This window comes from Lujinxingia litoralis (assembly GCF_003260125.1).
In the GTDB taxonomy this organism is placed as follows: Bacteria; Myxococcota_A; Bradymonadia; order Bradymonadales; family Bradymonadaceae; genus Lujinxingia; species Lujinxingia litoralis.
The window spans coordinates 56734-68718 of sequence record NZ_QHKO01000005.1; the positions used below are offsets into that span (position 1 = coordinate 56734).

An 11985-nucleotide genomic window follows, 5' to 3' on the forward strand; every position below is an offset into this window, starting at 1 on the left:
GTAAACTACGTATATTGCGGCAGTTGAGTACCCTTGAAGGGGTCAGAACGATCGGAATGCGCCGAGTCGCCCTGGCGAGTCGCGCGTTCGAAGCAGGTCCGGATGCGCGTTGTACGGGCGCGAGTATGTGTCGTTAAGGTCGCGCATCCCAAATATCGTCTATGTCGGTTGTCGAAGCCGTAAATGAAGGAGTCTGTCGCTATGTCGTTGAGACGCGTTTTTGCACTGTTTTCCGTCGCCGCTCTGATGGCGCTGACCTCGGTGGCGTGCCGCCCCGACTTCCCCAACTGTGAAACCGATGCGCATTGCGCTGACAGCGAGGCCGGGCAGGCCGAGAGTCGGCTTTACTGCGTCAACGGCCTCTGCCAGCAGTGCCGCACCAGCGAAGACTGTGGCGACGCCAGTATGGAATGCCGCGCGGGCGTCTGCGAAGAAATTCCGGGCTACTGCGTGGGCACCGGCGACTGCCCGGGCAACCAGGTCTGCCGCGAGAACCGCTGTGGTCCGGAGTGCATGAGCAACGATGAGTGCGGCGAAGGCACCATCTGTGAGGGTGGCTCCTGCGTGGCCGAGCCCGAGTGCTCTGAAGATGGCGATTGCGGTGAAGGTCAGCGCTGCCGCCGTGGCGTCTGCGAAGAAGCTCCGGAGCAGGCCTGCCAGATCGACACGGTGTACTTCACTTACGACAGCTCCACCCTGGACGACGACGCGCGCAACGTGCTTCAGAACAACGCGGCCTGCATCCAGGAGCGCGGCGTTTCGGTGCAGATCGCCGGTCATGCCGATGAGCGCGGCACCACCGAGTACAACATCGCGCTGAGCGAGCGCCGGGCCCGTTCGGTGCGCAGCTACCTGACCTCGCTGGGCGTCTCCGGCTCCAGTGTGACCACGGTTGCTTACGGTGACTCTCGCCTGGTGCGCGTGTGCCAGGAAGGTGGCCCGGAGAGCTGCCATCGTGCCAACCGCCGCGCTGAGTTCGATGTGCGCTGAGCCGGTGAATCGATCCTCGGCTTGTCGAGCCGGATTGAATCGTTAAGGTAAGGGGCCCGCTGCCATGGTGCAGCGGGCCTTTTGTCCTCTGAGAGTACTTTTGAACGCCGAAGGTTCGCCTATGTGGAAGCCAGTTGTGGTCTCTCTGGCGCTGATGACCAGCGGGTGCCTGCCGATCTGGCAGGGCAAGACGATGCAAGAAGATATTGAGGGGTTGCGCGCGGAACAGCGGGCGATCATCGCCAAGTCGGCCAATGAGCGCGAAGAGTTGACGGCGATGGTGGCCAGCGCGCGCGAAGATGTGGCGGCGCTGCGGGAGGTTTTGAGCGAGGCCCGCGAGCTGTTGCAACGCAACAGCGCCGATCTGGGCGTGGAGGTGCAGGCCACCCGCGAGGACCTCAATGCCCTGCGCGGGACGGTCGAAGAGCTCGACTTCCGCTTTATGCGCATGGAGCAGAGCCTGGAGCTCTTCCGCCGGGATGTGGATATGCGCTTTGAGTCCGGGGAGGCTCGCCGGCTGCCGGAAGCTCCCGATGAGCTGCGCCAGTACGGTGACGCTCGCCAGGCGGAGAAGGATTATCTGCAGGCGCGCCGGGCGTATGAGCGCTTTTTGGAGCGTCATGGTGACGATGCGCGGGCCAATGAGGTGCGCTTCGCGCTGGGCGAGGTGTATTTTGCCGAGCGTCAGTGGGTCAGCGCCATCGGGCAGTATCAGAAGGTGCTGGAGGACAACCCGCCCACCGCGCGCCAGGCCATGGCCAACCTGCGCATCGGTCAGTCTTTTCTGGAGATGGGGCAGTGCCCCAATGCCGAGGTCTTCTTCGAGACGGTGGTCAGCGAGTACCCCGGTTCGCGGGCGGTGGCCGAGGCCAGGAAGGGGCTGGAACGTGCGGAAAGCGGCAACTGCCCCTGAGGCGAGCGCCGGCAGCATTGACGAAGACGTCTTGATGCCCCACTTTGAGCGCCCTCGAATGAGTTCAGGGCGCACCTGATTTCAACTCCGTAGCGACTCAACAAGGAAGAGCTAGATGGAAGATACCCGCTGGTTGGACGCGCAGCTCAAGGCTGTGCAAGATCTGGTCAATGTGGGCAGCCAGGCGCTGCGCCAGAACCAAAACGCCGCCGGCGCGCAGGCGCTGCGCGAGGCCAACGTGATCCTGGACATGGCCGAGGATGAGAGCGATGAGGTGCTCAAGTTGCGCGCGCGCGTGAGCAACGAGCTCGGCGTGGCCCACCAGCGTCTCAACATGCTGGAGGAGTCGCTGGGTTATCACGGCAAGGCCGCCGAGATCTGCACCGCGCTCATTGAGCGTGGCGAGCATTTTGAGGCCAACAGCGCGGCGACGCATCTGAACCTCTCGAGCATCTTCATCGCCATGGGGCGCGCGGCCGAGGCGCTGGAAGCCGGCCAAAAGGCCATCGAGCTGATCGGGGTGCTTCGCGAGCGCGAGGAGGCCGGTGTCGATGCGCTGGAGCTGGGCGCGAACCAGAACATGGCCGTGATCTACGCCCGAGAGGAGCGCTTTGACGAGGCCGACGCCGCCATGGAGCGCGCCTACGAGCTCTCCCAGACGCTGGCCGAGGCCGGGCAGGCCAACTTCCAGGCCCAGCTCGCCCAGGGCTGCCAGCAGCTCAGCGTGATTCTCTTTGATATGGAGCGCTACGAGCATGCGTTGCGCTGGGGACGGAGCGCCGAGGAGCTGTCGGAGAAGGCGTTCGAAGCGCTGGGACAGCCGGTGCTGCCGGTGTACATCATCAGCCAGATCAACCTGATCAGCTACTACGAGCGTCTGGGGCGGTTTGCCGACGCCGAGGATTGCCTCTGGAAGGCGTTGGATGTGGCGGGCAACGACGCGCAGATTCTCAAGCGTGGGGTCGTCTTCTACGAGACCTGCCGCAAGCAGGCCGATGCGCGCCTGGAAGAGGGGAACCTTCCGCGCGATGAGGTTGAAGAGAGCTTTGAAGAGCTGAGCGCGCGGATTGAAAAGCTCGGCGGTATGGAAGCCGTTGATCGGGCTCTGCAACAGGCTCAGCAGCGCGGCCGTCGCTGAGAAGCGCCAGGCAGGCTCTGACATACAAAAGGCACCCTCGTTGCGGGGTGCCTTTTTTTGTGGACGTTGCAGAGCAGTTCAGGCCGGGCGAAACACCGGTTTGAGCCAGACCTTGAACTCCTCGCTCCCCAGGCGCAGGAGATCGCCGTGGGCCAGGGCCAGGGGCGCGCGCACCCGTTTGCCATTGATGTAGGTGCCGTTGGTGCTGGCGGAGTCCTGAAGTATCACCCGGCCGTTGCGGCAGATCACAATGGCGTGGTTCCAGGAGATCGCCGGGCGGCGGATCACGATGTCGTTGTTGCCGCCGGCGCCGATGGTGTTGTCGCCTTCGTTCAGGGCAAATTGTTGCGGGTTTGTGTTGAGCTCATAGAGGTAGCCCAACACCGACTCACCGCTCTCCACCGGGGGCTCAAAGGTGGGGCGGTGAGCGACCTTGAGGGCGCCTCCGCAGAGGCCACAGAAGAGGGCGTCGCTGGGGTAGAAGCGCTGGCAGGGCTCGCATTTTTGCACCGAGCTACCGCAGTAGGCGCAGAAGCGGGCGTCGGAGGGGATCTGGCGGGCGCAAACCGGGCACGTCATGAGAGCTAACCGCGTCGAAAGCAATGGAAACGACTACGATAAGATGGTGAGGCACGCGCAGATGATGCGTCGTGCCAGATCTGGTTGTGCCACAGGGGGAGAGCGAACAAAAGCGCCGGCGCGCTTCTCAGACGCGGAGGGCGTTTTGAAGCTCGTGGTGGAGCGCGCCGTTGGATGCCAGGATGCTCGGGCCATCGACGTGATAGGGGGCGCCCTCAATGTCGGTGATCTTGCCGCCGGCGCATTCCACCAGCAGGTAGCCGGCACCGGTATCCCAGGGGCTGAGTCCGTACTCCCAGAAGGCGTCGATGCGTCCGCAGGCCACGTAGGCCAGATCGATGGCCGCTGAGCCCAGGCGGCGGACTCCTCGGCTGGAGCGGGTCAGGTGCACGAACTGTTCGATGGCTCGCTCAAAGACCTCGCCACGGCCCGAGGGGAATCCGGTGACGAGGACGGCGTTGGCGACCCGATCACAGGAGCTGACGTCGATGGGCTCTCCGTTGAGCAGGGCGGGCATGCCCCGGCGCGCGCTGAAGAGTTCGTCGCGGTTGGGTTCGTAGATCACGCCAACGACGGTCTGGCCATCGACCTGCAGGGCGATCGAGACGCAGTAGAGGGGGATGCCCATGGCGAAGTTGGCGGTGCCGTCGATGGGATCGATCAGCCAGCGACGAGAACCGGTATTCTGCGAGGCGTCTTCACCCGGGGTGACGCCGTATTCTTCGCCGAGGATGGCGTCGCCGGGGAAGTGCTCGCGAATCGCGGCCGTGATGAGCTGCTCGCTGCTGCGGTCGACATTGGTGACCAGATCGTTGGGGGCTTTGATGGAGACTTCCATGTGGCGGGCGCGTTCGCGCAGCACATGGAGGCCGGCCTGGCGGGCGATGGACTCGGCGACGCGAAGCTCTTGATGAAAGCTCATGGTGACACTCCTGAGGTGAGGTGACCCGGCGAGGGGCGATGAATCAGGCGATGGCCGGCGCGATGACTGCCTCCTGAAAGGCGATGCGGGCCTCTTTAATAAGGGCGTTGTCGCGGGTGGGGTAGACCCGATTGGTCAGCAGCACGCTGACGATCCCGCGGTGACGCTCGATCCAGATCGAGGTGCCGGTAAACCCCAGGTGGCCCACGGTGTGTTCGGGGGCGAAACCGCGTCCGGCGCTGGAGCGCTCGCCGCTGGGGGTGTCCCAGCCGCCGCGGTGGTGGCCGCCGGCCATGGCGGCGTCTGGGGACCAGGCTGCGTGCAGGGTGGGGCGGCTGACCAGTGCGTGCTCGGGGGCTTGGCCCTGGTCGATGGCGAGTAGATGTTGGCCAAAGCGCAGCAGATCGTCGGCGGTGGAGAAGACGCCGGCGTGGCAGGAGACGCCGCCGAGGATGTCGGTGTTCTCGTCGTGAACGCTGCCGAGGACCAGGCCGCCGCGGAGCTCGCAACGTTCGGTGGCGACAGCCTCGGTGATGGGGGCATCTCCGGCGGTTCGGTCGACGTAGTCGGTGTGCGTGAGCGCCAGCGGGGCAAAGATGCGCTGGCGGGCCAGGCGAGCCAGGGGCGCCTCGAAGATCGTTTCCAGCACGGCGGCCAGCAGAATGTAACCCAGGTCGGAGTAGGCGTAGGTGTGGCCGGGGACATCGGTCAGGGGCGTGCGACAGATGCGGGTGAGCACCGCGTGGCGGGTGTCTCGGGCGCGCTCCGGGGAGGGGGCCAGCGGGTACTCCAGGTAGTATTTATGCCAGGCAGGCAGGCCGGTGGTGTGGTTGAGCAGGTGCAGCAACGTGGCCTGAGCGGCGCGTGGGTCGGGGTGGTCACGCCAGGGAGCGTAGAGTTCGCCCAGAGGGGTGTGCCAGTCGGCCAGGCCCTGGTCGATGGCCTGCATGGCGAGGGTGGCGCCTACGAGTGCTTTGGTGACGCTGGCGATGTCAAAGGGGGTGTCCAGTTCGACCGGGCGGCCCTCGGGCTCAAAGGAGGTGCAGCCCAGCGCCCGGCGAAAGAGCACGCAGTCGTGGTGTCCGACCGCGGCCTGGGCGGCGCTACAGGCATGGGTGCGACCAATGGCGCTCAGGGAGGGGGCTACGGCAGTGCGCAGCGCCTGGTCGAGGTGCTCGGGGGCGGGGGGGAACGCGCGGGTCACACGTACTCCTTCAGGTCAGGATGGTCAGGCGGCCTTCGGTGGCGTTGAGTTCGGCCGGAGCGCCGAAGGGGAGCGCCAGGTTGGGGCTGCGGTGGCCCACCGGGGCGCCCACGACCACCGGGCATTCGAACTCACTGGCAAGCGCGGCCAGGTAGTCGTCGACCTGACTATCGGCGACATAGACGCCGGCGGCGTCGGCGAAGTCGCCCAGCACCAGGCCGGCGATCTTCTGGCCCCGGGTCGACATGCGCAGAGCGGTCAACATGCGGTCGACGCGGTAATCGACCTCGCCGACGTCTTCCACCACCAGCACCGCCCCGTCGAGGGGCGGGCAGTAAGGGCTGGAGAGCTGGTGAACGAGGACGCAGAGGTTTCCGCCCAACAGGGGGCCGCGCGCCACGCCGGGGTGCACGGTGCGCATCCCTTCGAGGGACCAGGGCGCGGGGCGTTCGCCAAAGAGGAGCGCGCGCAGGTGCTCCAGAGAGCCTTGGGGTTCGTCGCGGTGGAGCGCAAAACTCTTGAGCACCGGTCCATGCCAGGTCTGCAGGCGGAGGTTGCCGGCCAGGTGCAGGTGAAGCGCGGTGATGTCGCTGAACCCCACCAGATGGCGAGGCTGCGCCCGTACATCGAGTTGCGCGATCCGGGGGAGGATGCGCTGGGAGCCGTAGCCTCCGCGAGAGCAGAAGATCGCCCGGCACTGTGGCGCGCGCCAGGCGTTGAGGAAGGCCCGCGCGCGGGCCTCGTCGTCGCCGGCCAGGTAGTCGGCCGGGGGGCGGCGAGCGTAGACGGAGGGATCGACCACCACGTCAAGGCCCCAGGCCTGGAGGGTGGCGATGCCTTCTTCCAGGAGCTCCGGGATCACGGGGCCGGCCGGGCTGACCACATGGACCTGGTCCCCGCGCTGGAGGGGGGCGGGGTGAATCAGCGGGAGAGAATCGTGGGATGTGCTCGTCAAGCGCCCTGTCCTGGCTTGTAATGAATCAGTACGGCTTCGCCGGCGCCCAGCGGGGTGTTGATGGTGACGCGCACCGGAATGAGGTTGGCGTCGCGGCTGAGCCAGAGGCTGCCACTGTGGCGGGCTTCCTCGCGCATGGCGACGCGGGGGGCGCTGCGTTCGCCGCGGTCGGCGTCGATGGCACCGCGGTCAGCGTCCATGATGTGCCGGACGAAGTCCAGCCGGTAGGTGTGGAACCAGCCCAGGGGGGTGAGAATGTCTTCGCGCGCGGCGACCTCGACATCGAGCCTGCTCAGCAGCCAGCCATCGTAGATGTAGAAGCTGAAGCGCTGGCCGGGTTCGAGCTGAGGCTGGCTGCGGAGCTCATAGAGCCAGGTGAGCATATCGTGGGTGCGCTCAGGGATCGCTGTGCGCAGGCGACTCTTGCGCTCGTTGCGGTGTCGCTCCACCCGGGCTTCGAAGGAGGGGTGGTGGTAGTCGACGTTGTAGACGCGCGTCTGGCCCCGTTCCTCAAAGCGTTTCTCGGTGCGCCAGGGGCGGAAGCTGACCGGGTCGAGGTAGGTGTTGGCGCGGTCGTCGAGGGGGTAGACCGCGTGGAAGAAGCCGCGCGACTGCGCGGTGCCACTCAGGGGCACGTAGACCCGGCCGTTGTTACGCCGGAGTTCGCCTGTGCGCAGCCCGGCGCGCATGGCCTCGGCGTCGTTGACGCGTACCGAGAAGAAGAGCTCTTCCTCGGCCCAGCGAAAGTCCCGGGCGCGGGGTTCCGGAGGGGCCGGGGTCGTTGCCGGCAGCGCGCGGGTGAGTTCGGCGCCGCCGGGTTGGGCCACTGCGCTCAGTTTGGTCGGACGCTGTGCCCGGGCCTCCAGCGGAGTGAGACTCAGGGCAACCAGCGCCAGCATGAGCGCGATCAGCGGTCGGGCAGAGTGGCGAGAGGTGGCGGCAAACATAGGGGGATCCCTGGGAAAAGGGGAACATCATTATCGCATGAACTTTGACGCAGCACAGGTTCATTTCTTCACCCAAAGCTCATCACGGCTCCCCGGGTGTGTACCGCCGTTGAGGGCATCGGGTTGTCGACCATCGACCATCATGATAGGGGCGTGGGTTCGCCCTGGACTAGGGGCAACGACCCCAGGCACAACGGGAAGAGCGGATGAGCGACACCGAAGAGTACTTCATCTCCCACCGCGAGCGGCTTCAGGCCCACCTCGACGAGTTTACGCCGCGCCAGAGAGCGCGCATTGCTGAATTTTACGGGCTGGAGCACGACGCGCCGGAGTTCATCGCACAGGCCTGGTTGGCCGATCCGGAGAACGTCGTGGAGCGGGTGCTCGATGAGGTGACCAGCCCCATGGCCCTGCGCCTGCTCGAAGAGCTGGTGCTGGAGCATGATATTGGTCTGAGCATCGGCTGGGCGCCCTCGCGCCACCGTCAGCTGCTGGGGCGACTGGGCCTGATTAAGAGCCGTCGCGATGAGCGCGGTGAGTACTATGCGGTGGTGCCCGGAGCGATCGCCGCGATCCTGGCGCCGGAGATCGACGGCCAGCGTCCCTCGTTGTTGCTCTTGCTGGGGCGGGCCGGGGAAGACGCGCTGGCAAGGCTGGAGGCAAAGTACCGGCTGGAGCCCACAGGCTCGCGGGCCGAGCGGGTTATCGACCTGGCCGAGGCCTTTGAGCAGCCCGAGACCGTCAACGACATGATCGAGGCGTTGCCCAACCCCGATTGGATCGGTGATGCGATGATGGTCCTGGAGCTGGGAGGGGTGTGTTACTGGCAGCAGATCTACGGCTACGACATCGACCCGACTTTCGGTCAGGCGCCCGACGATAAGGTGGTGCCCCTGATGCGCTCGCAGGACCGTCAGTACCAGCAGGATGTGGCCGAGCATCTGTTGGAGGCGGGGATTCTCTTTCGTTTCGACGATCCGGTCATTGGCGTGCCGATGGTCGCGGTGCCCGAGGAGCTCTGGCGGGAGCTGTGGACGTTGGGGAGGCGCTGGCTCCTCGACTGGATGGCCCAGGCCTACTTTGATCTGAGCGAGCAGGGGGCGCGTCGGGCTTCGGTGGAGTCGGCGACCGAGCTGCAGGCGGTGCTGAAGTGGCTGGCGCTGGAGCGGGAAGAGAGCCCCCTGAGCGTGGATGAGGAGGGGCAGCTCGATGCAAAGAGCCGCTCGCGCCTCAACGCGCTCAGTGAGCGTGAGGTGCCCTGGTTGGCGGTGGTGAGTCTGGCCCGGGAAGCGCGTATTTTTGAGGTGCGCGAGGGTCAGCTTGAGCAAGGCGTGGAATTTGAGGCGATGCTCAATGCGCCCCGGCGCCGTTTTGCCCGCGAGCTGCTGCTGGAGTGGTCGATGGGCTACTCTGGAGCCCGGGCTGACGTGCTCCTGGCCGAGGCCATCGGTCTGGATGAGGCGTGGCGCGCGCGGGCCGTCGGGCTGCTGCGGGAGCATGGCGAGATGGTGCCGGCGTGGATGCAGAGCCACGGGGTTCCCTCTCAGGAGACCGGTGGCGGTTGGTTGCGGGCCCCCGAAGAGGGGAGCGACGAGGCGGTGCTCTTTGAGGCCGGGCTGGTGTTTGCCTTCGTGCTGGCCATCAAGGTGACCTGGCTCGACCTGCTCAGCCTGCTGGCAGCCGACCATTGGTACACGCTCGACGGGATGGTCGAGTTAATGCAGTGCACCGCGGCCGCCTCCATGTTCAGCCAGCTGGGGATGGTGCTGGAGCACCAGAACACCACGGTGTATCTGCCCTACCAGCGCGCGAGTTTCTTCATGGATGCTTACCACGGCCCGAAATTTCGGGAGTGGTTGGAGCAGGTGCTCGACGAGCTGCTGGTTCCGTTGGGGGTAGTCCGTCGCAGTGAAGGGGGAGACCTGGTGCAGCTGGATACCCGTCAGCTGCGGGTGGATTCGCCGCCGGGCTGGCCCCCGGGGCATCGCCGTCAGATGCTGGTGGAGATTCTGGGCGACGAAGACCTGCATTTTGAGCCACCGAGCCCGGGCGCGCCGGAGTTGCGCCCGGTGAGTCTGGTGACCGAGGAGGAGCCCACCCGAGTGAGCCTGGCCGAGCCGCTGGCAGCCCTGCGCGGGCTGGTCGGCGACAGGCGCGTGGAGCGCTTCGACGGGCGCTTTCTTAAACTCTCCGGCGAGGGCGCCGACTGAGATTGCGGACCTTCCGGGGGGCGGAAGGTCAGACCAGGTTTTCGGGCACGTCTTCGTAGTGCAACGGGTGGTGCGGCTCCAGTTGCACCAGGACGTCTTCGATCTCGGGGAAGCGTTCGTACAGGCGGTCCTTGATTTGCAGGAGGACGTCGCCGGCCTCTTCCATGCGCATGTCCGGATCGACGGTGACGTGCAGATCCAGGTGCACGGCGCCGGGCATCCCGCGGCTGCGCACGTAGTGGCAGGAGCGGACTTCGGGGTGATCGCCCACCACCTGGCGGATGGCATCGGCGTCGAGGAGGGCCGCGTCGACCAGCACGACCATGCCGTCGCGGAGCACGCGATAGGCGGTCATGCCGATGAAGAGCATCACGGTGAGCGCGGCGAAGATATCCCCGGAGGGGACGCCGGCCTGGATGAGGATCAGGCCGATGAGCACGGCGATGCCCGCCAGGGCGTCGGAGAAGGTGTGGGCCGCGTCGCTGGCCAAAATCATGGAGTCGTAGCGTTTGGCCGCGCGTTTCTCGGCCCAGCTGATGACAAAGCTGGTCAAAATCGCGATGAGAATCACGCCAAACGCGCCTGCCGTCACCTGAGGCTCGGCCTCGCCGGTGGCCGCGGCCCAGACGCCGCGCCCGACCTCCAGCAGGCCGATGAGGATCATCATGCCGATGGCCATGCTGGCGGCCACCTCGAGCTTCTGGTGGCCGTAGGGATGCTCGCGGTCGGGAGGCAGGGCCGCCATGCCCAGCGCGATGAGGCCGATGACGTTGGAGAGGGCGTCGAAGAAGGAGTGGAAGCCGTCGGCCTGCAGGCTGACGATGTTTGCGTGGTAGCCCCATAGGAGCTTGCCGAGCGCCACCACAAGGTTGGCCCCCAGCGTGAGAATCAAGACGCGGCGAACCGCGCGGTGGTTGGCGAGCCGGTCGATATCTGGGGAGGCCATCAGCGTCGCTCCGGGGAGGAGAGCGGGGGTGGGGGGCGGGTAAACCTTTTAGAGAAGTTCGTCGCGGCCGGCGTTGCGCAGGTGGTCGACAATATCGCGTACGCGTTGGGCGCGCGCGCGGGGCAGCACCAGCAACGCGTCAGGGGTGTCGACGACGACCAGGCCTTCGACGCCACTGAGGGCGACCACCCGCTGGCTGCCGGCGCTTAAGACGACGGAGTCTTTGACCTCATCGAGGACGGCGTCGGCGCGGACCACATTGCCCTGGGCGTCGGTGGGGCTGACCTCGTCGAGGGCGGCCCAGTGGCCGACGTCGGACCAGCGAAAGAGGGCCGGGATCACCTCGACCTGGGCGGCTCCTTCCATCACGGCATAGTCGATGGAGATGGAGGCGGCCTGATCGAAGGCCTGTGCGATGATCTCGGGGTCGCGAGCGCCGTTTTGTCGTACCGGTTCAAAGGCTCGCAGAAGTTCGGGTTGCTGGCGCTCCAGTTCGGCCCACAGGGTGGAGGGGCGCAGCACAAACATGCCGGAGTTCCAGACAAAGCGGCCCGAGCGCACGTACTCCTGAGCGGTGGCCAGGTCGGGTTTTTCTACGAAGCGGCGCACCTTCAGCGCGACGGGGCCCTGACCGGGCTCGGTGTCGATGGAGCCCTGACTTTCAATGTAGCCGTAGCCGGTTTCGGGGCNGTTTCGGGGCGGGTGGGGGGGACCCCCAGGGTGACGATGGCCCCCTGACGGGCGCGCTCATCGGCGAGTCGCAGGCAGGCCTCAAAGGCTTTGGTGCCGCCGATGAAATGATCGGAGGGAAAGATCGCGATCGGGTCGTCGCCGGCGATGGCTTCGGCGCGGGCGGCGGCCAGCGCGATGGCCGGCGCGGTGTTCCGCGCCCGGGGCTCGACCACGTACTCCAGCCCGGGGCTCTGGTAGGCGGCCAGGGCCTCGGTGGTCAGAGCGAGGTGGTGCTGGCCGAGTACCAGGAGCGCTCGGCCCTGGTCGTCCAGGCCGGCGATACGCTCATAGGTCTCGGCGATCATGGGGTTATCACCCCAGAGCGCGATGAGTTGTTTGGGGCGGGCGCGGCGGCTAAGCGGCCAGAAGCGGGTGCCGGAGCCGCCGGCTAGAATCACTGGAATCATGGTAGACCTGACATACGTCCGGGGGGAATCGCGGCGGCCACG

Annotated in this window: 12 protein-coding genes; 4 read left to right on the forward strand and 8 right to left on the reverse strand. The window is 66.3% G+C overall.

The window, feature by feature from the left end:
• Positions 1-201 precede the first annotated feature (201 nt).
• The 3 genes from DL240_RS11825 to DL240_RS11835 all read left to right on the forward strand — a co-directional run bounded on the left by DL240_RS11825 (position 202) and on the right by DL240_RS11835 (position 3041).
• The gene (locus DL240_RS11825; protein WP_158542511.1) at positions 202-990 is read left to right on the forward strand and encodes an OmpA family protein; all 789 of its coding nucleotides are present in this window, start codon (positions 202-204) and stop codon (positions 988-990) included.
• A gap of 121 nt (positions 991-1111) precedes the next feature.
• Positions 1112-1903 carry a tetratricopeptide repeat protein gene (locus DL240_RS11830; RefSeq protein WP_158542512.1) on the forward strand — a complete coding sequence of 264 codons (792 nt, stop codon included), beginning with the start codon at positions 1112-1114 and terminating at the stop codon, positions 1901-1903.
• Between the two features lie 115 nt (positions 1904-2018).
• Complete coding sequence (locus tag DL240_RS11835; protein WP_111730108.1) at positions 2019-3041, forward strand: DUF6483 family protein; 1023 nt, start codon at positions 2019-2021, stop codon at positions 3039-3041.
• 78 nt (positions 3042-3119) lie between these two features.
• On the opposite strand, the gene DL240_RS11840 is transcribed toward DL240_RS11835, so the two are convergent.
• The 5 genes from DL240_RS11840 to DL240_RS11860 form a co-directional block, all read right to left on the reverse strand.
• Positions 3120-3620, reverse strand: a complete 501-nt coding sequence (locus DL240_RS11840) for a double zinc ribbon and FHA domain-containing protein (protein WP_111730109.1) — start codon at positions 3618-3620, stop codon at positions 3120-3122.
• 127 nt (positions 3621-3747) lie between these two features.
• Positions 3748-4542, reverse strand: a complete 795-nt coding sequence (locus DL240_RS11845) for an inositol monophosphatase family protein (protein ID WP_111730110.1) — start codon at positions 4540-4542, stop codon at positions 3748-3750.
• Between the two features lie 43 nt (positions 4543-4585).
• Positions 4586-5746, reverse strand: a complete 1161-nt coding sequence (locus tag DL240_RS11850; RefSeq protein ID WP_111730111.1) for a serine hydrolase domain-containing protein — start codon at positions 5744-5746, stop codon at positions 4586-4588.
• Between the two features lie 10 nt (positions 5747-5756).
• Positions 5757-6701, reverse strand: coding sequence for a S66 peptidase family protein (locus DL240_RS11855; RefSeq protein ID WP_158542513.1), 945 nt, complete (start codon positions 6699-6701; stop codon positions 5757-5759).
• Positions 6698-7648, reverse strand: coding sequence for a DUF3108 domain-containing protein (locus tag DL240_RS11860; protein WP_111730113.1), 951 nt, complete (start codon positions 7646-7648; stop codon positions 6698-6700). Before DL240_RS11860 ends, DL240_RS11855 begins: the two co-directional genes overlap by 4 nt.
• Positions 7649-7854: 206 nt before the next feature.
• Between DL240_RS11860 and DL240_RS11865 the strand changes: the two genes are divergently transcribed.
• Positions 7855-9858 (forward strand): hypothetical protein, encoded by a 2004-nt coding sequence (locus tag DL240_RS11865; protein ID WP_111730114.1) that lies wholly within the window; start codon positions 7855-7857, stop codon positions 9856-9858.
• A gap of 28 nt (positions 9859-9886) precedes the next feature.
• Here the strand turns inward: DL240_RS11865 and DL240_RS11870 are convergent, their stop codons facing one another.
• Genes DL240_RS11870 through DL240_RS11880 form a run of 3 tightly spaced genes read right to left on the reverse strand, consistent with a single transcriptional unit; the run spans position 9887 to position 11943 of the window.
• On the reverse strand, positions 9887-10804 hold the full coding sequence (locus DL240_RS11870) for a cation diffusion facilitator family transporter (protein WP_111730115.1): 918 nt from the start codon (positions 10802-10804) through the stop codon (positions 9887-9889).
• A 48-nt stretch (positions 10805-10852) separates the two neighbouring features.
• Positions 10853-11470 carry a sugar phosphate nucleotidyltransferase gene (locus DL240_RS11875; protein WP_347342266.1) on the reverse strand — a complete coding sequence of 206 codons (618 nt, stop codon included), beginning with the start codon at positions 11468-11470 and terminating at the stop codon, positions 10853-10855.
• Positions 11416-11943, reverse strand: a complete 528-nt coding sequence (locus tag DL240_RS11880) for a sugar phosphate nucleotidyltransferase (RefSeq protein WP_111730117.1) — start codon at positions 11941-11943, stop codon at positions 11416-11418. Before DL240_RS11880 ends, DL240_RS11875 begins: the two co-directional genes overlap by 55 nt.
• Positions 11944-11985 lie beyond the last annotated feature (42 nt).